Source organism: Pantoea sp. S61, assembly GCF_016625145.1.
Classification (GTDB): domain Bacteria; phylum Pseudomonadota; class Gammaproteobacteria; order Enterobacterales; family Enterobacteriaceae; genus Pantoea; species Pantoea rwandensis_B.
Genome location: NZ_JACVUO010000003.1, coordinates 134,198 through 160,544 on the forward strand (window position 1 = coordinate 134,198; position 26,347 = coordinate 160,544).

A 26,347-nucleotide genomic window follows, 5' to 3' on the forward strand; every position below is an offset into this window, starting at 1 on the left:
TGTTTTCCGTGACTCATCCGCATCCATTAACATCCTTGCAGCGAGAACTCCTCGGCGATGTGGCCGAGCTTTATGCTTTGCCTGATTTACGTCCTGCGATGAGAGATAACGTGCTGCGTTTTGGTGTGATTGCTGACCCGCAGTATGCCGATGTCGAAGCTGATATCGCAAATAACCTCTACTACCGTCATGCTCTTGATAAGTTACCGCAGGCAATTGAAGCCCTGAATCAGCAGTCGCTGGATTTTGTTGTCACGCTGGGGGATTTGGTTGACCGCAATTGGGCCAGCTATGCCGCCATTCTGCCACTGTATGACCAGTTGGTGCATCCGCATGCGGTGGTGTTGGGGAACCATGATGCGCAAACCCTCGCTCAGCATCTGAATAATCGTGCGGCACTCCCCAAAAGTTATTACGCGTTTCGTTTAGCGGGGTGGCGGTTCATCGTTTATGACGGTAACGATGTCAGTTTGTACTGCAATGCGCAGAATGGTGACGACTACTACCAGGCGGAGAACCTGCTGGCGGAATTAAAGGCGCAGCGACAGCCGCAGGCTCAGCCATGGAACGGTGCCGTAGGGCAGCAGCAGCTGAACTGGATTGAACAGCAATTGATTGAAGCTCAGCAACGGGGTGAGAAAGTGGGGGTGTTTGGTCATTACCCGCTGGCGCCTCACACCTCGCATATACTGATGAACGCCAGTGTGCTGGTGGACCTTCTATATAGTTACAACATACAATTTTGCTTTTCAGGACATGACCACCGCGGCAACGCTGCATACATTGGTCAGACAGGGTTTTATACCATGAAGGGCATGCTCGATGGTCCAAGCGAAGTGCCCTTTGCGGTGGTCGAAGTGGATGATAATGGTGTAAGGATTCACGGCTTCGGCGGGGAGATAAGCCGAGGTCTGTGTTAATGCGGTCAGCAGGCGAGGCTCATATCGCCTGCTTTCTAACTGGCGCGCTTCAGGGGCTGTGGCGATAACTGTTGCCGACGACGTGCAATCTCTTCAGCGCGCTGTAACAACTGCTGCAAATCATCCTCGTCAATGTCGAGAAGCTGACCGTTCTCCAGTGCCTGATGCAGATCATCGCGCGTGATTGGCACTTCAAGCGCCACTGTATTCGTTTTAGGTTCGTTTGCAGCCAGCGGGTGCGGGTAGCGGCGACCTGCAAGATTATTAAAAATGATTGCCAGCACAGCAAGACACACGGAATTCAGCAGCACGGGGGAGAGAATAAACTGATATCCCAGTTGCTGAACGCCACCGCCACCCAGAATCGCTGTCAGCGCCACCGCACCGCTTGGAGGATGCAAGCAGCGCAGCTGAAACATCACGGCAATCGCCAGACAAGCCGCAATGCCGCAAGCGACGGCGGGATAGGGCACATACATCGCGGTTGTCACGCCTATCACGCCTGCGACCAGATTCCCGCCAACAATTGACCAGGGCTGCGCCAACGGGCTATTGGGTAAGCCGAAAAGCAGCACTGCAGATGCCCCCATCGGTGCCACAAACCATAAGTTGACCTCACCCAGCAGCCAATGGCTGGTCAGGCTGGTGATCATCAGGCCGAGGCCCGCACCGATGCTGGCCATCACTCTCTGCTTTTTGGCGACTGGCAACGGATGTGGCCAAAGACGGGCGAGGAAAGTCCGCAGCGATGTTATCCAGCTGGCGCGACGCAGGTGTGTCATGAAGGTCATACTCAGTCATAAGAAAACGCGATGGATGGCGATTGTCGCTGATCGATTCCTGAGGAACAACCACAATGTTAGTGTGCTGTTACCAAACGGTGATGAGGTTGCAAGCTGGAACAATGATGTTTAACCGTGTCTTACACAACGTCTAAGGTTGTTGTATAGTCCGTTTTTTTTCGGAGGAACCATGCTGCCCAACTCATCCACGCGCCTGAACAAATACATTAGCGAGAGCGGAATCTGCTCACGACGTGATGCCGATCGTTACATCGAACAAGGCAACGTTTTTATTAACGGCAAGCGCGCGACTGTTGGCGCACAGGTCTTTGCCGGGGATGAAGTGAAAGTGAATGGGCAGTTGATCGAGCCGCGTAACGAAGAAGATTTAGTGCTGATTGCGCTCAACAAGCCCGTGGGCATTATTACCACGATGGAAGAGGGTGAGCGCGATAACATCGGTGATTTTGTTAACCACAGTAAACGCGTGTTCCCGATCGGCCGTCTGGATAAAGACTCACAAGGTCTGATTTTCCTCACCAACCACGGTGACCTGGTCAATAAGATCCTGCGCGCCGGTAACAACCACGAGAAAGAGTATGTGGTGACCGTGGATAAGCCGATCACCGACGAGTTTATCGCCGGAATGGCGGCGGGTGTGCCGATGCTGGGTACCGTGACCAAAAAATGCAAAGTGAAGAAAGAGTCGACCTTTGTGTTTCGTATCATCCTGGTTCAGGGGCTAAACCGCCAGATTCGCCGAATGACCAAGCATTTTGGCTTCGAAGTCACAAAGCTTGAACGTACCCGCATCATGAATGTCAGCCTGAAAGGCATCCCGCTGGGCGAATGGCGTGATTTAACCGATGACGAATTGATTGAGTTGTTTAACTTGATCGAGGATTCTTCATCCGAAGACCAAAAAACGCAGCAAAGCCAGGCGAAAAAGAAACCGGCAACAGCGGCGAAAAAAGTCGCATCGAACGGTGCAAAGATTCCAGATAAATCCGCAGCTAAACCCGCAGGTCGTCAGCGTTTCACACAGCCTGGCAGGAAGAAGAAAGGGCGCTAATCGCCATTGCTTCGCCATCACTGATTAAACCCGGAACAAATTTTATAATCTTCTCACTATTTGTTCCGTGTTTATCCCTCCATACTTTTCTTAACAAAGGAGGGAACAATGAACAACGCAAACTGGTTATATGAAATGCAGCATCTCTATGTAGCTCAGCCGCGTCCGGCATGGGTTCCACGCATGTTTTGGCTGACCAAAACGCAGCGTCATAAAATTTTGACGGAACTCTTGCTGCCGCAGGTTAAACAGCGATAGCGCCGCTATTAAGCCGGTTATTGAATGTTCAGAATAACCGGCCCCCATCACTCTTCTTCAGCCACTTTGACCACGGTCTTACCAAAGTTTTTGCCCTTCAGCATATCGAAGAACGCCTGCGGTGCGTTTTCCAATCCATCAATCATGTGCTCGCGATAATGTATTTTCTGCTGTTCGACCAACGGCGTCATCGCCTGCAGGAATTCCGGATATCGATCACCGTAATCCTGGAAGATAATAAATCCCTGCATACGGATTCTGCGCTTCAATATCCCACTCAGGATTTGTGGCGTACGGTCAGGGCCAGCGGGAAGGGTTTTGCCACTGTTATAGGTTGAGACCAGCCCACAAATCGGTACGCGTGCGGCGGTGTTCAACAGCGGGAATACGGCATCAAACACTTTGCCGCCAACGTTCTCGAAATAGATGTCAATCCCGTCCGGGCAGGCATTCGCTAACTGTTCAGCAAAATCCTCGCGATGGTGATCGAGACAGGCAGAGAACCCGAGTTTTTCAATCGCGTAGCGGCATTTCTCTTCACCACCGGCAACGCCAACCACATGACAGCCTCTTAGCTTACCCAGTTGTCCGACCGTGGCACCCACCGGGCCCGTCGCGGCGGCGACCACCAGGGTTTCTCCCGCTTTTGGCTGCCCAATGTCCATCAGGCCCATGTAAGCGGTGAAGCCGGGCATTCCCAGAATACCCAGCGCCCAGGATGGGTGGGGCAGATCGCCGATTTTCGCCACGCCGCTGCCATCCGAGACGGCATAACGTTGCCAGCCACTGCCTGCCAGCACCCAATCACCGGTTTTAAAATCGGGATGCTGTGATTCAACCACCTGGGAGACGGTACCACCGACCATCGGCTGATTAAGTTGTGCCGGAGGCGCATAGGATTTACTGTCATCCATGCGTCCTCGCATATAAGGATCCAGTGAGAGGTAAACCGTGCGCAGCAGCATTTCACCCGTTTTAATGGAGGGAATAGGTTGTTCGACAAGCTGAAAATTCTCTTTAACCGGTTCGCCATCCGGGCGCGATGCCAGTAGCCACGCTTGATTGCTGTCAGGTGATTGCGTCATGTAAACCTCTTTACTCAATTGAATCAGGCAAGTGTAGTTGAAACCCTCTCCCCAGTGAGCCAGCGCACAAACCCAGACAAAACTTTACGCTGGGAAAACCGCTAACGCATTGAACATAAAACCCCCTTCAACATTTGCACAAACGGTCTCGGGCATTCTCACATAACCGCTCTTTAATCGACTGCGTATACCTATAGCGATGCTATTAACCCAATAGGTGACGCATGACGGTTCAACAATCTTATGATTTAGCAGCAGATCACGACGCGCATATCGCTTCCGCAATCGCTAAGTTTTTCCGCCGTATCATTCCAATGCTGGCGCTGATGCTGATTGTTAACCAGATCGACCGAGCCAACATCGGATTCGTCAAAGCTGAATTACAAACTGATGCGGGTATCAGTGCTGCTGCATTTGGTCTGGGTGCCGGCCTGTTCTTTATTGGCTACGCGCTGTTCGAGGTCCCCAGCAATATGATGTTAAAAAAGCTCGGGGCACGCGTGTGGCTGACGCGCATCATGATCACCTGGGGCATTGTGGTGGTGTTAACCGGTTTTGTGAGCACACCGCTACACTTCTACGTACTGCGATTTTTATTAGGCGTGGCAGAAGCCGGGTTCTTTCCTGGCGTGCTGTTCTATTTCCGCCAGTGGGTGCCTAACGCATGGCGAGGTCGTGCCACCGCGATGGTGTTGAGTGCCACCGCCAGCGCCTTCTTGTTTTCCGGTCCGCTAACCGGCGCGATTCTGCTGCTGCATGAAGTGAATGGGCTTGCTGGTTGGAAATGGGTGATGTTCCTGGAAGGAGGGGGATCCATTGTGATTGGTTTGCTGGCCGCGCTGGTACTGGTCTCAAAACCTCAGGATGCCAAATGGCTTAACCCAGCAGAGCAACGTGCGCTGCAAGCACAGTTAGCGTTAGAAGACGCAGCACGTGACGTACATGCTAAAGAGTATGGCCGCTGGGGTTTATTGCGCGATCGCAGCTTGCTGTTCTATTGCCTGATTTTTTTCACCATGACCATGACCGGTTACACCCTGGTGTTCTGGCTACCGCAAATTATCCAGCGCATTCAGGGTTACAACAGTTTTGAGATTGGTTTGCTGACCGCCGTTCCCTGGTTATGTGCCATTGTGGCCTTGTTCCTGCTGGGTAAAACCACCGATCGCTATCGCGATAAGCTGGACAAAGGGCTGGGCATTGCCATGCTGATTGCCGCGTGCGGCACCTTTATGGCGACCACCGGCACACCCTGGTTTGGGTTTGTCGCGATGATCGTCGCCTGTATTGGCTCGAAAGTCAGCGCGGCCTTTTTCTGGCCGATGCCGCAAAGCGAATTGCCTGCTTCGATCGCCGCGCCCGGCATTGCCCTGATCAACTCCATCGGCAACCTCGGGGGCTTCTTTGCACCCACCGTGTTTGGCTATCTTGAACTTCATACCGGCAGCACCACCGGTGGGCTGTATGCGCTGACCAGCGTGTCGGTTATCACCGGTGTCTGGCTGCTGCTGCGTCGCAAACCTGTTCCCCCTGCATTCGGTCACACGGAGAGAAACCATGTCCGACACACCAGTCATTAAATCAATGCGCATCGTTCCGGTTGCCGGATACGACAGCATGCTGCTGAACATCGGCGGGGCGCATAACTGCTACTTCACCCGTATTCTGGTGCTATTGACTGATTCAGCGGGCAACAGCGGCGTGGGGGAAACACCGTGCCACGCTTCAACGTTGCAACTGCTGGAACAGTTTCGCCCTCTGATCATTGGCAGCTCGCTGATGCGCGCTAACGCCACGCTCAGTCAACTCTTTGCCAGCGACACGCGGCAGCAGCAGACTTCGCACACCAACGACATTCATATTCCGCAGATGAACCCAGAGAAGTTTTACAACGCGGCAGCGGCCATTGAGGCAGCGTTGCTCGATCTGCAGGGTAAATTCCTCGACCTGCCCGTGGCAGAACTGCTCGCCAGCGGTAAACAGCGAGAGCGTATTCCGGTGTTGGGCTATCTGTTTTACATCGCCGATCGTCAACGCACGAATATGCACTACCGTTCGGGTGATGACGAAGCAGATGGCTGGTTCCGGTTACGTCATCAAGCGGCAATGGACAGTGCCGCAGTGGTGCGGCTCGCAGAGGCCGCAGTAGAACAATACGGCTTTCGTGACTTCAAGCTAAAAGGCGGCGTCCTGCATGGCGAGCAGGAAGTCGAAACCGTGGAGGCCTTGCTGGCGCGGTATCCACAATCTCGCGTCACCGTGGACCCAAATGCCAGTTGGTCGCTGGATGAAGCGATTCGCTTTGGTAAGCAGTTGGCAGGCAAAGTGCCGTATCTGGAAGATCCTTGTGGCGCAGAGCAGGGGTATTCCGGGCGTGAAACGCTGGCCGAGTTCCGTCGCGCCACTGGCGTGCCGGTGGCGACCAACATGATCGCCAATGACTGGCGGCAGTTGCAGCATGCTCTGCAGCTCAACGCCATCGACATCCCGCTTGCCGATCCCCATTTCTGGACGATGCGCAACGCTAACGTCGTCGCGCAACTGTGTAACGAATGGGGCCTCACTACCGGTTGCCATTCCAATAATCACTTTGATGTTTCCCTGGCGATGGTGGCCCATCTTGGTGCCGCAGCGCCTGGCGATCGTCAGACCGCCTTCGATACACACTGGATATGGCAAGATGGCCAGCAACTCAGCCACCAGCCACCGCAAATCCGTGATGGCTACCTGGAGCTGCCGCCAGGCCCAGGATTGGGCATCGAACTGAATATGGCGCGCGTCGAACAGGCGCATGCACTCTACAACGCACTGCCTGATAAGAACCGCAACGATGCACTTGGCATGCAGTTTTTGATTGATAACTGGCGTTTTGACGCAAAACGTCCGGCTCTGGTTCGCTGAGGAAATTAAATGAAGAAAACCTTTCAGATAGCCACATTACTCACGGCGATGGCGCTCAGCGCACCATTGCTGGCAAAAACCTTTGTTTACGTCTCAGAAGCCGATGACGGCACCATCGCGCGCTACGTACTGGATGAACAATCCGGTGCATTGCAACTGCTAGGTCGTACCCAGGCCGGCGGCAAAGTGATGCCACTGGCGCTGAGTGCCGACCACCAGCATTTATATGCGGCCATTCGCAGCAAGCCACTGCAACTGGTGAGCTGGCAGATCGATCGCGCCACCGGCGATCTTCATCAGAGAGCTGAAGTCCCTGCTACCGCCAGTTATCCGTACATCAGCACCGACAAGCAAGGGCGATTCCTGTTGGGCGCCTCCTACGATGGCGATGTGGTGCATGTCTATCGGCTAGCCAAAGATGGCAAGGTGATAGCGCCGCCGGTTGGCAGTTACAAGACGGGTCATGCGGCACATTCGGTCATTGTTGATGATGCCGGTAAAACCGCCTACGTCGGTAATCTCGGCACTGACCGCGTGTTACAGCTGAAATTGAATGAGGAGGGGGAACTCAGCGCGCTGGGTAACGGTTATGTGAAAACCGCCGATGAAAACGGCCCGCGTCATTCGGTCTTATCGCCGGATCAGCGCTATCTGTATAACGTCGGCGAGATGGGCGGCATCATCACTCAGTTCCGCCGTGAACCGAGCGGCGAACTGGTCAAAGTCAGTGAAACAGCCAATGCAGTAGCCGAGGAATATAAATTGCAACATGGGCGTGAGCGTCCAGCGGGCTATAGCGATACCACGCCACGGATCTGGTCAGCCGATATTCATCTGACGCCAAACGGTCACTTCCTGTATGTGACCGAACGGACCAGCAGTACGGTGAGTGGCTACCGCGTTGATCCACACAGTGGCAAACTGACGCTGATTGGCAGCTGGCCGGTTGAGAAGCAGCCTCGCAGTATTGCTATTACGGCAGACGGAAAATGGTTGATTGCCAGCGGTGAAAAAAGCGCGGTGACAGGAAGCTATGCCATTGATGCCAAAAGTGGGTCGCTGAAACGTGTTAGTGAAGCGCCTGCCGGCAAAGATGCGAACTGGGTAACAGTGGTGAGTAACTGAGTTTCACCCTGCGATGATCTGGCGCAACACTGTGCGCCAGATTGCGCGAAATGTTTTTATGGAGCCGTTGTAATCATTGAGGTTATTTAGAAAAGTGTGATCCAGAACACATTTATCTGACTGATGACAGGCTGTGAAGCAATAGGCTTATAAATCAGAGAGATTCTGTAAAAAAGGGCTGAATTCGCACTTAGTCCATTAGTAACCCTTAATAATTACCCTGTTATTGATTACCTGCCAATATCACCAATTTTGATGCTGTAACAACCTGACATATTTATCGCCGTGAGTAGATTGAATATTCTGGCAGGATACGCCGCACTTAGTGCCGTCTGGTCTCAATACTGTCATGCAGTGGTTTTCAAAAAACGCCGTTTTTTTTGCTGTAAAAACCTGTCTGGCTGCCTTTTTGGCATTGTACTTCTCACTGGAACTCAACCTGGATAAACCCGCCTGGGCCATTACCACGGTTTTCATTGCCTCTCAGCTTTACTCTGCGTCCACCATTTCGAAATCACTATTTCGTATGCTCGGCACCTTGTTAGGCGGCGTGTTTATCTTCTTTGTTTTTCCCGTCACTGTTGAACACCCCTTACTTTTTAGCTTTGTTATCTCGCTGTGGGTCAGTGTGTGCCTGTATCTCTCCCTGCACGATCGCACGCCGAAAAGCTATGTGTTCATGCTGGCGGGTTATAGCGCTGCCATCATGGGATTTCCTGAGGTGATGACGCCGCTGTCGATCACCAATACCGTGTTATCCCGTATTGAAGAGATCGCGGTAGGCACAGTATGTAGCAGCCTGGTGCATGCGTTATTGTTTCCAGTCTCGATGCGTAGTTTGCTGGAACAGAGTGTCAGCCAGTGGTATTTGAATGCGCGCAAGCTGTGCCACGATTTGCTGTCAGGTATTCCGGGCGATAAGTCTCCCGAGCGCGATGACATTCTGACACGTATGGCGACCAATCCGCAGCAAGTGGAAATTCTGATTACGCACTGTGTTTACGAGGGTGATGCCGCGCGCCGTTTGATTCGTCTGGTCAGCGTGCAGTATCAACATCTCTCTTATTTAATCCCTACGCTCACCGCCATTGAGTTGCGTCTGCAGCGTTTATCGGCATTGCAGATTACGTTCCCGGACAACGTCGCGGTGGCGTTTCGTCTGTTTTTGCACTGGCTTAACGATGGTGAAGCCGTTGGCGAAACCAGCGGTATCCAGCTGGAATTAAGCCGTTGTCAGAATGATATCTACCAGGCCTGGCGTGGCGGGGAGTTGCCGATTGAACATTGCCTGCTGTTTACCGGTTTGCTGGAGCGCATGGCGGACTTTGTACGCATTGCAGGCGCGTATCAAAGTGTCGGCGGGCTGGTCAGCGATCTCTCGGGCGACACCACACCCGCACGCGGTAAACGCACTCATCGTTTCTATGACAAAGGGCTGATCAGGCTTTCTGCTTTAACCGCCTTTTGCGCGATTTTTGGCTCCTGTTTGCTGTGGATGGGCACGGGGTGGCACGATGGGGCCTCAGCACCGGTGATGGCTGCCATCCTGAGTTCGCTTTTTGCCAGTATGGATACGCCTCTGACTTCAATGAAATTGTTCGTGCGTGGTGTGATTGTCGCCATTGTTATCAGCGTGATTTATGTGGCGTTGCTGTTGCCGCAGGCGACCTCATTTGAAGCGTTGATTATTTGTCTGGTGCCGGGCTTGCTGATACTCGGCCTGATGATTGCACGTCCCTCAACCAATATGATTGGCATCAGCGTGGCTATCCAGATTCCTGGCTTTATCGGTTTGGGCCATCATCTGAAACCCGATTTGGTCCTGCTCATTAACAACGCCATTGCATCACTGACGGGCGTACTTTTTGCCGTGATAGCCACCGTGCTGATGCGTAACAAACGTCCTTCATGGACGGCGCGGCGCGCGGTTCGTCAGGGCTTACGTGAGCTGTTGCGTTTTATTAAAGAGCTTGAACGTACGGGGTCGTCACTGCTTGGCAGACAACGTTTTATCAGTTTGATGCTGGATAAGGTCAACGTGGTGTTACCCCGTTTACGGCTCGATCCACAGCCCGATATGTCGACCGCCGGGATGTTATTAACGGAGGTGTGGCTGGGCGTGAACAGCTTTGACTACTACGCCCGACACAAAGATCTGCTGGCAAAACATCAGCTGGACAGTGGACAGATGTTTCACGAGCTCGCCTTGTTCCTGAAACGGCGTCTGAAATCGTTGCAAACCCGACCACACCAGGATTTGCTGGATGAACTCGACTGGCTGTTGCTGCTGCTGGAACGGCTGGCAAAGCAGGATGATGGGTTGCTCACACCGCTGTTTCATCTGTTTAGCATTCGTCTTTACCTGTTTCCGCAGCAAGCGTGGCCCGTTGCCACGCCGCGCCAGCTGGAAAGAATGCAACTGCAGGATTATCGTCAGCGCGCTTATTAACCGTACCAACTGTAACCTTTGGGGACACGGGAAAAACCCGCCTCTTTTAACGCTGCGAGCAGGTTGGATTGTCCGACGGGTCGATCGTTAATCCGTTCCAGCGTGAAATTAAGATGTTTTTCGCGGCTTAACGCCTGGCCCAGCGCAACCAGTGCGGCATGAAGATCTTCGTCGCTGTCCTGCGCATGAAAAGTCATCAACTCTTTGCCACCGGGTGGCAGGTAAAGCATGACGCGACCCATGACGATCACCGCGAAAGCACCCGCGCGGCGCGTGGGTTTGGTTCCCGTGATACTGATCGGCCATGGCAGTGTTAACCCGAAGGGATTGACAGGGTCAATGGCTGATAGCACAACGGGGGCATGCCGCGCTGACTTGTCGGCATCGAGTTGACGCAGTCGATCGATAGCAGAGTTATCAGCAAACTGCGCGGCGCCCATGCCTGCAATAAAACGCCCGCGCAACAGTCGGCCCGCATCTTCCATAGCGCGCAGCACCGGTTGTAGCGCCGGAAAACCACCGGGAATCTGTTCGGCGATTGCGGCACCTCGGGTGATGACACCAAATCGGTCGAGCATATTTTCTGCCATTGACAGCGCGCGTTCGGTGTCGGCAATCGGCTGGCGAGGAATCAACGACCAGCGACCGGCCATAGCGTGAAGTGAGAGTCGTGATTCGACCGGGCGGCTGGCGCCAAAACTGGATCGACTGTGCCGTCCGTGACGAGCACGAACAGGGCGCGGTTTGGGCGTGCTGGCAATCTGGCTGAGATTACGCAGTGCCGACCAGGTATCGATGGTCAGGACTCCGCGCCAGATAAGTTGCCAAAGAGCCTGATACACGTCTGTCGGCTCAATCAGTTCAATGCTATCCATGGTTTCAGTGATGCGAGGCATCAGTTGTTTGACGAACCAACCCGCGCCGTCCTGCATCAGCGCCACTAATCTACCTTCAATAGGTGACAACGTCACCGAATCATCCAGGGCAGGTAAGGTTTCGCTGGCGAATTCACTTAAATGCAGGGAAACCAAGCCGTCCTGTAGGTTTGATGAGGGATGACCGACCCAAATAACCTCTCCCGATGAGAGCAATTCATCCAGCATGGCTGGCTTATAATCCCGAACGCGTGCAGGGAAGATTTGCGATTCCCACAGTGATACCGGCAGCACCACGCCTGCCAGTTGTTCAACGACGCTCATTACGCCATTCAGACCGGAGAAAGCGCCTTGTGTCTGACGCGCGCTCGCATCACTCAACAGCCCCTGGCGCTCAAGCAGAAACGCCACGTATGCAGCCGGTGCAACGGGTTGAGTGGCGTCGCGTGCGGACTGTAACGATCGCACACGCAAGCGGCGAAACACGCTTTCTGCTGCCCACTGCGCGGACTCATCAGATCCAGAGGCGAGAAAATCACCTTTAAGTAACTTATTTTGCTGGCGAAGCTGATCCAAAGCTTCATCCACAACGGCGCGGCCGAGGCCAAAACGTTGAGCCACCTGCAAACTGGAAAATACGGCGTGGGTGCGGGCGTAGCGCCCCAATAGATCCTGCAATGGACGGACGACCGGTTCGAGCAGTGCAGCCGGGAGGCCTGCAGGTAACACGCAACCCAGCGCATCGTGCAGACGCACCGCATCTTCAGCCACTGCCCAGCGTGCGATACCAGCAATTGTCACACTGACAATCCGCTGTGCCTGTTGCAGCGCGTGTAAGCCGGGCTCAAGGGGCTCATCGCCATTGAAGCGTGCAACAAGTTCTTCGGTTGATAACGGACCCAGTTCGCGCAGCATATCCACCAGAGCCTCAATACTGCGCGCCTGATACTCCGCCACGCAACGCTGTAACTCCTGTTCAACACGTGCAATCACGGCGGGTTCCAGCAACTCACGCATCTCCGCCTGACCCAGGAGATCACTCAGCAGATTGCTGTCGAGCGCCAGCATTGAAGCGCGTCGTTCTGCCTGCGGTGCATCACTGGCATACATGAACTCGGCGACATAGCCAAACAGCAGCGGTGCGGCAAACGGCGAGGGCGTTTCGGTGGTGACTTCTGTCAACCGCACATCACCCTGATGTAATCGCGCCATCAGGTGATGCAGCGCAGGCAGGTCGTATACGTCCTGCAAACATTCGCGTGCCGTCTCAATCAGGATCGGGAAGTCTTCAAACTGACGCGCCACTTCCAGCAACTGGCTCGCGCGTAAACGTTGTTGCCAGAGAGGAGAACGTTTGCCGGGATTGCGGCGTGGCAGTAGCAGGGCACGGGCAGCACATTCACGAAAACGAGCGGCGAACAGTGCCGAATGCCCGACTGATGCCATGACGATGCGTTGCAGTTCATCCGGTTCGAATAAAAAGAGCTCGGCACCCGGCACCCGACCGTCGCTATCGGGGAAGCTTGCCACGATACCATCGTCGCTGGCGACCACAGCCGGATCGATCCCCATGATGCGGCCAATGCGTTCTGCCACCGCCAGCGCCCAGGGAGCGTGCACGCGCTGCCCATAAGGAGAGTGCAGGATCACGCGCCAGTCGCCGGTTTCATCCCGGCAACGCTCAATTAACAAGCTGCGGTCGGTGGGCAACTCGCCGGTTGCCTGAATTTGTTCTGCGATCAGGCTTTTAATATTGTGTCGGGCATTGGCATCAAGACTGTCGCCGGGCAGTGACACCTCATGACTGGCGTGTCGTAAATAGCCGCCAATCGCTTCCCCCAGAGTCGCTGAACGGCCGAGGCTGTCGCCATGCCAGAAGGGCAAACGTGCTGAACGGCCCGGTGCAGGCACCACCACCACCTGATCGTGGGTGATTTGCTGAATGCGCCATGATGTCGCGCCCAGGGTAATGATGTCGTTAATCCGCGACTCATAAACCATCTCTTCATCCAGTTCCCCGACGCGCCGTGCCCCCGTCTGTTCTTCACCTTCAGGCAGCATAACGCTAAACATGCCGCGATCCGGAATGGTGCCACCGCTGGTGACGGCCAGATGCTGCGCACCAGGCCGCCCGGTGAGGGTATTGTTCTGTCGGTCCCAAATGATGCGGGGGCGCAGGTTGGCGAAATCATCGGAAGGATAACGCCCGGCTAGCATATCCAATACGGCGTCAAATGCGTTACGCGGTAACGTTTTGAATGGTTCTGCGCGCCGCACCAGTTCAAACCAGCTGTCTATTTCCAGCGTGTCCATTGAGGCGGCGGCGACCGTATGCTGAGCCAGCAGATCCAGCGGATTGTGTGGCAGCGTTATCGCATCAAGTTCACCCGCCATCATCGAGTCGACGATGACGGCCGCATCCACCAAATCACGTCGGGTTCGCGGCCAGATGATACCTTTGGGTGTGCCACCAACCTGATGACCTGCGCGGCCCACGCGCTGGAGTGCACTGGCAACCGAAGGCGGCGCACCCACCTGAATCACCAGATCGATATCGCCCATATCGATCCCCAGCTCCAGGCTTGATGTGGCGACTACGCAGCGCAATTCTCCCGCTTTGAGCGCGTTTTCAATTTCCAGCCGTTGTTCTTTAGAAACAGAACCGTGGTGGGAGCGAGCCAATAAGTCATTCGGTTTGACGGAGCGTTTCTCTGTGCCGCCAGTAAAGGAACCGTAGGCAAAGGATGCTTCTGGCGCAGTGGGCTTTTCTCCGAGACGACGCGTGTAGAGTTCATTCAGCCTCGCGGTAAGTTTTTCAGCCAACCCGCGAGAATTGGTAAACACCAAAGTGGCGCGATGGCGTAACACCTCATCCAGAATCCCGGCTTCAATATGTGGCCAGATGGATCCCGCGGACAGTGTGGCATCCTGTACTGAACGGCTATCGGGGCGCTGCTGAATATCCGTCATATCTTCAACAGGCACCCTAATGGTTAACGCTAATGGGCGCTGAGCGGGAGGATTAACGATCAGTGTTTCGCGACTTCCACCAAGAAACTGTGCGACAACTTCAGGTGGTTTTACCGTGGCGGAGAGGCCGATACGCTGCGCAGGGTGCTTCAGCAGCGCATCCAGCCGTTCAAGGCTGAGCGCCAGATGTGCGCCACGTTTACTGCCTGCGATGGCATGTACTTCATCAACAATCACCGTAGAGATGCCACGCAGCGTGTCGCGGGCTTTTGATGTCAGCATCAGAAATAAAGATTCGGGCGTGGTGATCAAAATATCCGGTGGGCGACGCTGTAATTTTGTCCGCTCGCTGCTGAGTGTATCGCCAGATCGCATGCCCACCTCCAGGGTGATCTCGGCTTCACCGCGTTTGCGCCGCTCTTCAGCCACCCCCGCTAAAGGCCGTTGCAGATTGCGCTGAACATCCGCCGCCAGCGCTTTCACCGGAGAGAGGTAAAGAATGCGTGTTCTGTGGCTTCGTTCGGGGAGATCTCCGGCGCTGCGTTCACGAAACAGGGCATCAATCGCATAGAGAAATGCCGCCAGCGTTTTACCAGAACCAGTAGGTGCAATCACCAGACAGTTTTTACCGCTCGAAATGGCTCGCCAGGCTTCCTGTTGTGCGGGCGTCGCCGCTCGAAAGGTGTCGCGAAACCATTGCTGCGTGGCAGCGGTAAACAACGCGAGTGAAGAGGCTGGCATCCAATGCTCCTGGGTTTCAAAGAGGACTTTCAGCAGTGTAGCCTGCGGCATGAATGTGATCAGGTTATATACTTGATGTTTTGGCTGATTTTTTCATCAACAGGAGTGAGAAATGGTGATGTTCAAACGCGCACTATTGTTGGCGCTGCTTCCGGGAAGCGTGCTGGCTGCCCCGGTCTTTACGCTGCAATCTTCGGATTTTAACGACAGTGCCATGCTGAATAAAACCTTTGCAGGCAACAACAAAAGTAACCCGTCATGCACCGGCGACAATGTGTCGCCGGCTTTGAGCTGGTCGAATGCACCCGCCGGCACCCGCAGTTTTGCACTGATGCTGACCGATCCCGTAGGGGGAAAAGGGTTAGGCGTGACACATATGGTGGCCTATAACATCGCGGCGGATCGCACGCAGTTTGCGCAGGGTGAGTTGAGTAAAGGCGAAGGTTACACCGGAGGTAAGAATACACCGGGCACCACAAGTTACTACGGTCCTTGCCCGCCGGTGGGAAGTGGCATACATCATTATAACTTCGTGATGGTGGCTACAGATTTGCCGGTAAATCAATTGCCTGGCGGACTGACACATGATGAGTTGATCGCCAAATTGAAAGGCCATACCTTGGGGGCTGCCACCATTGTGGGGCGATTTACTAACGATAAGTAAGTGATACGGCCGCCAGTTGAGGCGGCCGTGACAACGTCACTCCGCAGGGTGGATCGATCTTTCCAGCGTGCCACGGCGATCCCACCGACGTGCAGCTAACCACATCAATGCGGTGACAAACCAACCAATAATCCACGACACATCATTACCCGCAAATATCCAGGTTAATGAGCCATGGTGCAGCGGATTATCAATAAACGGCAGCTGCACCCATACGCCCAGGCAATACACCACAATCCCAACCCAGTTCCAGCGACCGTAACGGCCATCAGGTTGTGAAAGTGCCGGAATATCGACGCGTCCTTTGGTGATCAGATAAAAATCGGTAAGGCTGATTGCGCTCCACGGAACAAAGAAGGCCAGCAGGAAATGGGTAAACGACTTGAGGAAGGCAGGTTCGCTGATCAGTGCGATGATGCAGGCTATGGTGACCATCAGCACCACAAACAGAATACGACCGCCACGACTGAGAGACGTTTGCTGCCGGAACCCTGACACAAGAGTGGTGAGTGACATAAAGCTGCCGTAAGCATTCAGGGTAGTGAAGGTAATCTTGCCAAAACAGATAGCGAAGTAGATCACCATTGCCATAGTCGCGCTACTGCCAAGACCAACGATATATCCCACTTCATTGCCGGAAAACGCCTTTCCTGCAATAGCCGCCACAATCACGCCCAACGTCATTGAGGCCTGTGTGCCTAATACGGTGCCGAAAAACACCGAGCTGAACAGCTTGTTCGCCGATACGTTAGCCGGCAGGTAGCGTGAATAATCAGAGACATAGGGGCAAAATGCTATCTGCCAGGAAGAAGATAGCGAAACGGCCAGCAGGAAATTGGCAATCGTGAAGTGCTGATTTTGCCATACGGCGGACAAATCATGCGTGGAAAGCAGGGTGATAAACAGGTAAGCAAAAGCCAGCACCCCGATGACGCTCGCCACTTTACCCAGCTTGTGAATCACTCGATATCCAAGCACCGCAATCACGACAATGATGGCGCTGAACAGGACCATCCCGGTCGCGTTGCTAACATTAATCAACTTTGCCAGTGCCTGACCGGCCAACACGGTGCCGCTGGCCGAAAATCCGACATACATAATACATACCAGTACCAGCGGGATCACCGCACCATACACGCCAAACTGCATGCGGCTGGTGATCATCTGTGGCAAGCCCAGGCGCGGGCCTTGAATAGCATGCAACGACATGATGGCGGCACCAATAATCTGGCCCACCAACAGACCCACAAGCGACCAGACCACATCGCCGCCCAGCACCACGGCGAGGGCTCCGGTGACAATGGCGGTGATTTGCAGGTTACCACCAAACCAGAGTGTGAACTGGCTAAAAGGGTGGCCATGGCGTTCGCGGAGCGGAATGTAATCGATGGAGCGGGTTTCAGACAGGCGCTGGTTTTCTCTGCCTGAATAATCGACTGCAGGTGATTCGGCTGACATAGTTTCCTCGCTGAAACAATGAACGCAGTGCGTTATGTTATTTTTGTTTATCAGGTGTGTTTGCAATGGGCGATACATGTATATACATGTATCGATATTGTCACGCGAGAAACGAAGTTACAAGGCAGCCTGTCATTGGAAAATGTGATGACGCTGGCAAGGTTGTCCAAAAGGAAAGGGCGAGCAGAGCGTCAGTCGCTGTGGTTATTTGTGGCCCTGGGTCCAGGGATTAAAGCCACTTTCCACCGAATCTTGTTTGGCGGGTTCCTCAAGAGAATCGAGGTAGAGCGCTTCCACTTCAGCACGCGCCCAGGGTGTGCGGCGCAGGAATTTGAGGCTGGATTTTACGCTGGGATCGTTTTTAAAGCAGTTGATATTGACGAGTTTACTGAGTTCGACCCAGCCATAATGTGCCACTAACGCATTAACAATCATCTCGAGCGTCACGCCGTGCATGGGATCTTTAGAAGAGTGAGCGGTCATATTACGTCCTAATTGGCAGGCGGATGATTGGCGGGCAAGATTACAAGAAAGCCGCGCCGGCAGCAATGGTGTAGACTTGAGCTTAGCCATTTACTGAGGAAATAACGCGATGAGCGATAAGAAAATGATTTCAATCGATCAGTTTAATGAAGCCGAACGAATTGAAGTGGATGAGATCTTCAAAGGGTTAATGGAAAAACATCGCCAGCGCAGCGGTAAAGAGCCTGATGCGAAGAAAGAGAAAGAATATACCGCAGACGCGCGTCAGCAAGTGATGACCATCAAGCTAGCCAAAGAAAAAGCCAAAGCGGACAAAGCCAAAAAAACACCGACGCGCCGCAAGAAACCTGAAGCGCAATCTGCCAGCGAAGTCAGTGACTTCAACTGGTCTGCCTCAATTAATAAAGGGCGTCGTTAAGGGTTAACTCAGCAATCCGGCGCCGACATTCACTGACAATCCCAGAATGGCCAGATTGAAAATAAACGAGATCACCGATTGCAGCAGCGCCAGCTTGCGCATTTCGGTGGTACCGGTTGCCACATCAGCTGTCTGCGATGCAACTGCGATGGTGAATGAGAAATAGAGGAAATCCCAGTAAGCCGGTTCGTCCGGTTTTTCCGGGAAAATCATGGGGGTGACATCCTGAGTGCGACGCAAATAGTGTTGGTGTGCGTAATGCATGGCAAATGAACTTGGCAGTAATGCCCAGGAGACAATCAACGTCATCGCGGTTAATAGCAGATGTAATACGCGCGGCGTGCCATTGAGAGTTTTTAGTGCCGGGAGTTCGCTCATGATCGCAACGATGCTGATCATGCAGGCCACAATGACCATGCCCAAGACCAACGCGGCGCTCTGATCTTGCATCTGGGCGATACGCTTGATCTCGCCAGCATCGGTACGCAGCATGCGAAACCAGATAAACCACAGATAAAGCCACGCCAGCCCATTCCATCCAATCAACACGCGTTGCAACTCGCCCAGTTTTGCAGGCAGTAAGAAATAGCAGACAACACCGGCAACAATCGAGATTAACAGACGTAGTCGCGCGAACAGATGTGTGGTGAGAGAAAAGGGCATGATGTCTTTTTTGCTGGGGTTTGAATCAGTTAACTGTAGTTGATGGCAGGAAAAACGCCTGAGATAGCTGTTACGAATCCTATCGGGATTTGAATGATTGTCGGTTTAAGACGCTGGCCGAACGCTGCATTCTCAGACGTCGCTACGTGAATTCTGAGATTTCATGTGAGGGATTATTGCTAAAGATTGGCGTAGCGACGCCTTAATCTGATGGTGATTTATACGATTTTTGAAGGCGGATTGATATCTCGCTTAGGCTGGACAGTATCAGCGAGAAAAAACTAAGTCTACGTGAAGGCTACACACCAGAAAACCCATGTCACTGACACGCAATTACAGCGTTTTGCCTGATGGTTACAGCGATACGCTGGTTATGTGTGAATCTCTCAACGAAATTATGAGTGACAAACTTATCTCTCTCGCCGCAACCACAAGGTATATTCGTTACCGCGATCTGTGGGATTTGCCCTGGCTAATGCAACAGAATGCTGTTTATGAAATTGATTTAGTTAAGAAAAAAATCAATGACTATAAAATCCCGCATTATGATGAATTGCTGGCACAACGTATTCAAAGCATTGGTGCAATTGTAGGTGATGGCCGCTTTTACAATGAGATGAAAAGATTCCTGCCACAGCAGGTTTTTGACCGTACATTGGGGCGCCCAGAATTCATCACTTATGCCAGCGGTCGGTTATCGTCGCTACTCGTGTCTCTACAAAACGAGTTGAGAGGTAAAGCCCATGATGAGTCATTTACTCTGTGAGCCATCGAACAGCATGGGAGGTTTGATGGCTTATACGCAATTGAAGCCGGTTAGGTCAGTGCGGGGAAATAACCATTTCCTGTATTGCCATAAACGATCAGCAGGATGTCGATTAGCAGTCGAGACAGTCTGACAGGACAAGACAGTGGAGAGCGGGTGAGCATGGTGTACAGCTTCTGGTGCGCATTCTGATACGTAATTTAACATAATATACATTATGCGCCCTTTGGTTATCTGGCTAAGTTAAGATGCCCCCCTGGGAAATGCGAGTGTTTTGTTGAGTTGAATATGCTCTATGGTGTTCCACTGATGCGACGGTTTCTGGCATCGGACAAAGACGTGAAATGAAAATGTGAAGAGTCAGTCAGATGAGGTTTCCCGTCCGCTACACGTCAGCGATGACAACATGCCACCGACGGGAAATGATGAATTACTTCTTTGCGTTGCCAGCTTCCCGCGCTTTCAGACGACAGGCTTCGACAACCCAGGCTGAGAAGTTTTGAATGTTTTCGCTCTTCATACTCTCTTCGATTTGATCAATCAGCAGATGTGGGAAACGAATATGTTTTCTTCGGGTTTTGGAGTTTGTCATTTTATCCATGGTGATCCCTGGTCAGTTGTCTCACAAGTTTATTTTTGTATTGATTAAGCATCTGCTCAGGTTGGCCCTAAGCAGATGTAAATAAACCAAAAAACAGATCCCTGCTCTTGTTATTGTTTATCGAGCACTAACCGACTGTCCGCGAGGGAAAGTGGCTGGATTTGATGGGTCACCAGCAACGTGGTTTTACCCTTAATGAGTTCTTTCAAGCAGTTAAGCACTAATTCGGTATTTACTGCGTCTAGCCCTTCGGTGGGCTCGTCCAGCAACACGATCGGCGCATGGGAAAGATACGCGCGGGCAATCCCAATCCTGCGGGCCTGACCACCAGACAGACGCCCTCCTATCTCTCCCACCAGGGTGTCGAGCCCCAGCGGAAATGCGCGGACTTCGTCGTCTAAAGCGGCGCGCGCCAGTGCATCCCATAAAGCCTCGTCATCCGCATCCGGTGCAACCAGGCGCAGGTTGTCTCGAATCGATGCGTTGAAGAGATAGGTTTTCTGGCCAACCACCGAGATCATCTGACGCAGTGTATCTTCAGAAAGCGTCCTGACCGGACAACCGCCAATAGTGACATCTCCCGCTGTCGTTTCCCAGAATCCCTGTACCAGATTCAATACGGTGGTTTTACCCGCTCCGCTGGGTCCCAAAATTGCCAGGCAATGGCCGACGGGCACGGTAAAACTCAGTTTATCCAGTATGTTGGGAGCATCAGGTGAATAACGCATCGTGACTGAATTAAATGACAGCTGACTGCTTTCCGGTGCTGAGCTGGTTTCAGGCAAGACGATCGCCGGTGTCAGTTCGGTCATCGAGAACAATCGGCGTGCCGCTGCGCGCGTAGTACCAAGGGCGGCAAAGGCAGCGGGCAACCCAGCCACCGCTTCAGTACTCGCCAGTATGGTGAACAGCAACATCACGATTTCACTGGCAGAAATGCCGGTTGCATGGCCAGTGTTAAACAACAGGATAAAGGCAAAAAATAACCCGAGCTGCCCCATTAAGGCGCAGAGCGCCCCGCCGCTGGCGCTAATCCAGGCCTGCCGACGCTGTGCGCTAATCAGTTGCTGAGAAAGCTGGCGCAGATGATCGGTTTGATGGCTAACAGCGCCAACCAGCTGTAACTCTGCTAATCCTCGTACCAAATCGGTGGATGCTGCCTGAACGGATGAGCGCACGGTAGTAATCTGGTTGCCACTGGCTTGCGTCAGCGATGCCACAATCCAGGGCACGATCACGCCCGCAAGCATCAGCACCACGGCATCAATCAATGCCACTGAAGGTGAGAACCAGCAAATTCCTGCCAAAATGATGAGCGACGAAATCAGCCCTGCAATCGCCGGCGTCAGAATACGCAGATAGAAATTGTCGAGGCTATCAATATCAGCGCGAAAACGTGCCAGCACATCCCCATCGCGAAAATCCTGCAGTCGCGCAGGCGCAAGATGCGCTAATTGTTGATAGAACCAGACACGTAAAACCGACAACAAGCGCAAAGTTGCATCGTGCGTCACTAATCTTTCCAGATAACGCGCGAAAGTACGCAATACCGCGAGGCCACGTATAGCGGCAGCCGGAGTGAAAAACTCCAGTGCCATAGAGCCTACGCCAGCCAGCGCCATGGAGGTGATAAACCAGCCTGACAAGGCAAGCAGTGCAACGTTGGAGAGAATCACAATCACAGAGAGCAATATCCCCACCGCCATGCGGAAACGCCATGGGCGCGCCAGGCGCAAGAGATGGCAAAGATCCTTCATGCGAGGTCTCCTGTTTGCAGACGCTCGAGTTCAGCGAATACGCCAGCCTGATCGCGCAGTGCCTGCGGCGTTCCCGACTCGACCACACGCCCTTTCGCCAGCACGATAACCCGGTCAGCCGTGGCAGCGATCTCCGTATCGTGGGTGATGATCAAGCGTGCGCTATCCGGTAATGTGTCACTCAACGCGGCAATCATTTGCTGTGCTGTCTGACGATCCAGCGCCACCGTGGGTTCATCAAGGATCACCACCGCTGGCGCACTCAATACGGCGCGCGCCATGGCAATACGCTGGATCTGCCCACCGGACAGCCCTTTCCCACCGTCGCCCAGCCGGTATTCATACTGCGCCGGCAGTAACTGGATAAACGTGTCAGCCTGAGCCAGCTGTGCTGCTGCTTCAATCGCCGACTGGCTGATACCCGAACGCGACAACAGGATATTTTCAGCAATCGAACCGGCAAAGAGGGTCGGCCGCTGCGGGAGCCAGCCAATCTGTTGCTGCCATGCGGGAAGATCTAATGATGAAAGATCGCTGCCATCAATGACGATGCGTCCAGAGTTTGGGGTAATAAAGCCCAATAACAGGCGCGATAACGTCGTTTTACCGGCGCCGCTGGTGCCGACAATCGCCAGTGTTTCCCCGCTTCGCAAAGTCAACGAGACATCCGCGACTCCGCCGCCCCCGTCATACTGATAGCTCACGCCTTCCACGGTGATTTCACGCGGTTTTGCCGGGAGTTCGGCGTGGCCTTGCGACGATGCAGGCACTTCAGCATTCAGGATCGCCAGTAGACCTTCCGTCGCACCAATGGCATCCATTCGGGCATGATAGTGCGTGCCCAAATCGCGCAGGGGACGGAAAAATTCCGGTGCCAGCAACAAGGCAAACAGCCCAGGCAGGAAGCCCATCTCGCCATAGAACAGACGGAATCCAACATACACCGCCACCATCGCGGTGCTGATGGTGGCAAAAAATTCCAGCACTAATGATGAAAGGAATGCCAGTCGCAACACCTTCATGGTGGTCTGACGATAGCTGTCTGAGATCGCGGCGATAATGTTCGCTTGCCGACGCGCCGCATTGGTCTGACGAAGCGTTGTCAGGCCAGCAATCACATCAAAGAAGTGGGCACTCATCAGACTGAGTTTGTGCCACTGCTTCAGGCTCATTTTCTCTGCGCCCTTTCCTACGACGATCATGAACAACGGCACCAGCGGCGCGGTGATCAGCATGATCAAGCCGGAGACCCAGTCAAAAGGAAAAAGCGCCACCAGAATGGCTAGCGGCACAATGCCGATGATGATTTTTTGCGGAAGAAAACCGGAAAAATAGGCTTCGATAGCTTCGACGCCTTCGCCAAGAGAGCTGGCGATACTGCCCGTACGTTGATGCTGGCTCCAGGCTGGACCCAACGCAGCGATGCGATCTAACAACATGCCGCGCAGTCCCTGGCGGATACGTGCAGAAGCTTCAAATGCAAAGCCCTGACGCAGGATATCGATCCCTGCGCGCAACAACATCACCACCGGGAGCCACAAGAGATAAGGCAGGAGTGCAGTAAAGTTTTTACCGCCGAGCACAGCGTTGCTGATCAGCCAGGCTAACAGCCAGCACTGTGCAATCATCAGTATGGCATTGAGCGCCGCCATACTGATGGACAGTGAAAATAAACCGCCCGCCTGACGACGCAGGCTCGAAAGCCAACGTTCCGCCAGGCGGGCTGCCATTCCACTTGGAGGGGAACTCGCAGACATGATGTCTTAGTGTCCCCCGTGACCAACCAGCTTGGAGATACGGCCGCGGAATACCCAGATCTGATACCAGTTATACATCAGCATCACCGGCACAAAACCGCCCATGGTCATGGTGAAGGTAATCAGCGAAACCTGTGGGCTGGCGCCCGCCCAGATGGTCCAGGTGCCTGGTACAATCCATGGGAACATGGTCAGCAGCATACCGAAGCCCAGAATGAATGCCGCGCCATTGAACCACATCACCGCTGCAAAATCTTTGTCCTTCAGAGTGTCACGACGCACCTGATCAATACAGACCAGTGCGATTAAGCCAAACAGGCCCCAGATCCAGAAATGCGGACCAAACCATTTCGCACGTGCCCAGTCGAAGATCACCGCACTCCACACCCAGGTAATCACCACGGCAGCAATCGCTAACCAGAAGATCACCGCGGTCCAACGTGCTGCATCCTGACGAATCGGTTCATTTTTCTCGAAGCGAGCACGCACGAACAGTACGCCTGCCAGCGTCATTGCCACGCAGGAAGCCACACCGGTCCAGATGGAAAACGCTGAAATAAAGTTAAATGCACCGCCCACATAGGTGGGAACCCCCTGAGCTGGTGAATCCATCTGGAAACCTTGCAGCAACGCGCCAACGCTCATCCCACCAAAGAAGGTGACCGCGAGGCTGGCGACACCGAAGATGCCGTCAGAAAACTTCTGCCAGAATGGCGAGGCCAGGTGACGGAATTCCAGGGCAACCGCACGAGACATAATGCCCCACAGTACCAGCGCCATCGGCACCATCAGATAGCTAAACGCCGAACCGTACACAAACGGGAAGGTGCCGAACATAATCCCGCCGGCGACGATCAGCCAGGTTTCGTTGGCATCCCAGGTGCCGGCCATTGCCGACATGATCGCGCCACGTTCATCATGGTCGCGGACGAAGAGCGAGAAGATCCCTGCCCCCAGGTCGGCGCCATCCAGCGCGATATATAAAAGAACACTGATACCAAAGGCTAACCACCAGGCGATGATCAGGAAGTGCTGAGTCGAATTAAGCATGTCCATGGATTTATTCTCCCATCAAACCGGACGGATATATTCAGGATGGTCAGCATGACCACTGGCAGGCATATCTAGGTGACCCAAATGCTCATGCCCCTCGCCCGGTATTTTGCTGGTCAAATCAGGACCAATACGCACCACTTTCGCCAGGAACCAAATGGTGCCCGCGACCACCGCAGTTTCAAAGATGGCAAAGCCCACCAGCCAGAAGATCGCCAGACCCATAGTCATTGGACTCATGCCGTCTTCGGTGCGCATCAGGCCATAAACGATCCACGGCTGACGGCCAATTTCGCGCGTCCACCAGCCCGCAATCACTGCGATATAAGGTAGGACCACCATAATAACGGCCAGCGCCAGGAACAGCTTATTGCGCGGAGCCAGCTCAGCGGTCATGCGACGACGTGCAATCAGCCAGACGCCCCAGAGGCTCACCAGCAACATGGCACCCGCAGCGCCTGACATGGCGCGGAAAGCGTAGAACGGCAACACCACAGGCGGTTGCTGATCTTTCGGGAAGCTGTTCAGGCCCGTTACCGTACCGTTCCAGGTTTTGGTTTCAATCAGGCTTAAACCGTGCGGGATATCGATAGACCATGCGAGGCCAGTGCCTTCTTTGTTTGGCCAACCCAGAATATGCCAGGCACTGTTGACGTTACCCGCTGAATCATAAGTATCGTAGTGCCCTTCCATTGCCGCCAGCGCCGCCGGTTTATGTTCCAGCGTGGCTTCACCCAGCACGTCACCCATATAGATCTGAACGGCAGCGACCACGGCCAGAGCCATTAGCGAATATTTCAGCGGCTTCAGGAACAGATCAACATGACGCTGTTTCAGGACATACCAGGCACAGGTTGCCACCACGAAGCAGAGCGAGAGCTCGAAGCTTGCCAACAGCATGTGCGGGAAGGCACTGCGCGCATTCGGGTTAAACAGTGCGGCCAGCCAGTCGGTCACAATAAAGATGCCGTTATGCAACTCAACGCCAGTCGGTGTCTGCATCCAGGAGTTAGCCACCAGGATCCACATCGCAGAAAGTGTAGAAGAGAGCGCCACGTTAAAGGTCGCAAACAGATGCATCCCTTTACTGATCTTGCCCCAGCCAAAGATCATCAGTCCGATAAAGCCGGCTTCATACATAAAGGCAGTGATGGTCTCATAGCCGAGCACCTGACCAAAGAACGGGCCGGCAGCCTGCGAGAAGCGGCCATAAAGAATACCAAAGGCCATTTCCATGGTGACGCCGGTTGCCACACCAGCACCGAAGTTAACGATAAACAGCTTTTCAAAGAAGCGACACAGGCGATACCACTTCTCATCTTGCTTCCTGACCCACATCAGTTCAGAGATGAACAACAGTGCAGCCAGTCCAATGGTTAGCGGGGGAAAAATGATGTGAATAGATGAAATTAGCGCGAAGTCAATACGCGTGATCAGCGATGTAAGATCGTTACTTAACATGACTATCTTCTTTTTTTGAGTGACCGAGTTAGTTAACGGCAATCCAGCGCCGTTTCACATGTTATGGAGTGAGATGAAGCAAGCTCGT

General features: G+C 53.6%; 21 protein-coding genes. 10 read left to right on the forward strand and 11 right to left on the reverse strand.

The window, feature by feature from the left end; genetic code table 11:
- The first annotated feature begins 8 nt into the window (after positions 1-8).
- Entirely contained in the window at positions 9-920 is a 912-nt protein-coding gene (locus tag IAE30_RS08655; protein WP_200679244.1) for a metallophosphoesterase, read from the forward strand.
- 35 nt (positions 921-955) lie between these two features.
- On the opposite strand, the gene IAE30_RS08660 is transcribed toward IAE30_RS08655, so the two are convergent.
- Positions 956-1,702: an HPP family protein gene (locus IAE30_RS08660; protein ID WP_200538532.1), complete on the reverse strand. Its 747-nt coding sequence runs from the start codon at positions 1,700-1,702 to the stop codon at positions 956-958.
- A gap of 190 nt (positions 1,703-1,892) precedes the next feature.
- Between IAE30_RS08660 and rluF the strand changes: the two genes are divergently transcribed.
- Together rluF and IAE30_RS08670 are read left to right on the forward strand one after the other, a co-directional pair.
- On the forward strand, positions 1,893-2,774 hold the full coding sequence (gene rluF, locus IAE30_RS08665; RefSeq protein ID WP_038647020.1) for a 23S rRNA pseudouridine(2604) synthase RluF: 882 nt from the start codon (positions 1,893-1,895) through the stop codon (positions 2,772-2,774).
- Positions 2,775-2,882: 108 nt separating this feature from the next.
- Positions 2,883-3,032: a hypothetical protein gene (locus tag IAE30_RS08670; protein WP_156102798.1), complete on the forward strand. Its 150-nt coding sequence runs from the start codon at positions 2,883-2,885 to the stop codon at positions 3,030-3,032.
- Positions 3,033-3,079: 47 nt separating this feature from the next.
- On the opposite strand, the gene IAE30_RS08675 is transcribed toward IAE30_RS08670, so the two are convergent.
- Positions 3,080-4,117: an NADP-dependent oxidoreductase gene (locus IAE30_RS08675; protein ID WP_200538529.1), complete on the reverse strand. Its 1,038-nt coding sequence runs from the start codon at positions 4,115-4,117 to the stop codon at positions 3,080-3,082.
- Positions 4,118-4,341: 224 nt separating this feature from the next.
- Between IAE30_RS08675 and IAE30_RS08680 the strand changes: the two genes are divergently transcribed.
- The 4 genes from IAE30_RS08680 (at position 4,342) to IAE30_RS08695 (ending at position 10,592) form a co-directional block, all read left to right on the forward strand.
- Positions 4,342-5,697, forward strand: a complete 1,356-nt coding sequence (locus IAE30_RS08680; RefSeq protein WP_045833417.1) for an MFS transporter — start codon at positions 4,342-4,344, stop codon at positions 5,695-5,697.
- Positions 5,675-7,018 carry an enolase C-terminal domain-like protein gene (locus IAE30_RS08685; RefSeq protein WP_038647014.1) on the forward strand — a complete coding sequence of 448 codons (1,344 nt, stop codon included), beginning with the start codon at positions 5,675-5,677 and terminating at the stop codon, positions 7,016-7,018. Before IAE30_RS08680 ends, IAE30_RS08685 begins: the two co-directional genes overlap by 23 nt.
- Before the next feature lie 9 nt (positions 7,019-7,027).
- Positions 7,028-8,143, forward strand: a complete 1,116-nt coding sequence (locus tag IAE30_RS08690; protein ID WP_038647012.1) for a beta-propeller fold lactonase family protein — start codon at positions 7,028-7,030, stop codon at positions 8,141-8,143.
- 349 nt (positions 8,144-8,492) lie between these two features.
- Positions 8,493-10,592: an FUSC family protein gene (locus tag IAE30_RS08695; protein WP_200679246.1), complete on the forward strand. Its 2,100-nt coding sequence runs from the start codon at positions 8,493-8,495 to the stop codon at positions 10,590-10,592.
- On the opposite strand, the gene IAE30_RS08700 is transcribed toward IAE30_RS08695, so the two are convergent.
- On the reverse strand, positions 10,589-15,178 hold the full coding sequence (locus IAE30_RS08700; RefSeq protein ID WP_200679248.1) for an ATP-dependent helicase: 4,590 nt from the start codon (positions 15,176-15,178) through the stop codon (positions 10,589-10,591). The genes IAE30_RS08695 and IAE30_RS08700 overlap by 4 nt on opposite strands.
- A 112-nt stretch (positions 15,179-15,290) precedes the next feature.
- Between IAE30_RS08700 and IAE30_RS08705 the strand changes: the two genes are divergently transcribed.
- Positions 15,291-15,842 (forward strand): YbhB/YbcL family Raf kinase inhibitor-like protein, encoded by a 552-nt coding sequence (locus IAE30_RS08705; RefSeq protein WP_200538524.1) that lies wholly within the window; start codon positions 15,291-15,293, stop codon positions 15,840-15,842.
- Positions 15,843-15,878: 36 nt separating this feature from the next.
- Here IAE30_RS08705 and IAE30_RS08710 read toward each other — a convergent pair whose 3' ends face one another.
- Both IAE30_RS08710 and IAE30_RS08715 read right to left on the reverse strand, forming a co-directional pair.
- Positions 15,879-17,300, reverse strand: coding sequence for a cytosine permease (locus IAE30_RS08710; RefSeq protein ID WP_200679250.1), 1,422 nt, complete (start codon positions 17,298-17,300; stop codon positions 15,879-15,881).
- 204 nt (positions 17,301-17,504) lie between these two features.
- Positions 17,505-17,783: a VF530 family DNA-binding protein gene (locus tag IAE30_RS08715; RefSeq protein ID WP_038647005.1), complete on the reverse strand. Its 279-nt coding sequence runs from the start codon at positions 17,781-17,783 to the stop codon at positions 17,505-17,507.
- Between the two features lie 109 nt (positions 17,784-17,892).
- Between IAE30_RS08715 and IAE30_RS08720 the strand changes: the two genes are divergently transcribed.
- Complete coding sequence (locus IAE30_RS08720) at positions 17,893-18,201, forward strand: hypothetical protein (RefSeq protein WP_038647003.1); 309 nt, start codon at positions 17,893-17,895, stop codon at positions 18,199-18,201.
- A 3-nt stretch (positions 18,202-18,204) separates the two neighbouring features.
- Here IAE30_RS08720 and IAE30_RS08725 read toward each other — a convergent pair whose 3' ends face one another.
- Complete coding sequence (locus tag IAE30_RS08725; RefSeq protein ID WP_200679251.1) at positions 18,205-18,864, reverse strand: DUF1345 domain-containing protein; 660 nt, start codon at positions 18,862-18,864, stop codon at positions 18,205-18,207.
- Positions 18,865-19,180: 316 nt separating this feature from the next.
- Here IAE30_RS08725 and IAE30_RS08730 point away from each other — a divergent pair, with 316 nt between their 5' ends.
- Entirely contained in the window at positions 19,181-19,630 is a 450-nt protein-coding gene (locus IAE30_RS08730; protein ID WP_081946731.1) for a nucleotidyl transferase AbiEii/AbiGii toxin family protein, read from the forward strand.
- A 430-nt stretch (positions 19,631-20,060) separates the two neighbouring features.
- On the opposite strand, the gene IAE30_RS08735 is transcribed toward IAE30_RS08730, so the two are convergent.
- From IAE30_RS08735 to IAE30_RS08755, 5 genes are all read right to left on the reverse strand, one after another.
- Positions 20,061-20,231, reverse strand: coding sequence for a YlcI/YnfO family protein (locus IAE30_RS08735; protein ID WP_071845615.1), 171 nt, complete (start codon positions 20,229-20,231; stop codon positions 20,061-20,063).
- A 110-nt stretch (positions 20,232-20,341) separates the two neighbouring features.
- Positions 20,342-21,988: a thiol reductant ABC exporter subunit CydC gene (cydC, locus tag IAE30_RS08740; protein WP_200679260.1), complete on the reverse strand. Its 1,647-nt coding sequence runs from the start codon at positions 21,986-21,988 to the stop codon at positions 20,342-20,344.
- The gene (cydD, locus tag IAE30_RS08745; protein WP_234472708.1) at positions 21,985-23,745 is read right to left on the reverse strand and encodes a thiol reductant ABC exporter subunit CydD; all 1,761 of its coding nucleotides are present in this window, start codon (positions 23,743-23,745) and stop codon (positions 21,985-21,987) included. The genes cydC and cydD overlap by 4 nt, the downstream gene beginning before the upstream one ends.
- Before the next feature lie 6 nt (positions 23,746-23,751).
- On the reverse strand, positions 23,752-24,801 hold the full coding sequence (locus IAE30_RS08750) for a cytochrome d ubiquinol oxidase subunit II (RefSeq protein ID WP_034823522.1): 1,050 nt from the start codon (positions 24,799-24,801) through the stop codon (positions 23,752-23,754).
- 15 nt (positions 24,802-24,816) lie between these two features.
- A complete protein-coding gene (locus IAE30_RS08755) occupies positions 24,817-26,259 on the reverse strand; it encodes a cytochrome ubiquinol oxidase subunit I (RefSeq protein WP_038646996.1) in 1,443 nt (480 codons plus the stop codon).
- Positions 26,260-26,347 lie beyond the last annotated feature (88 nt).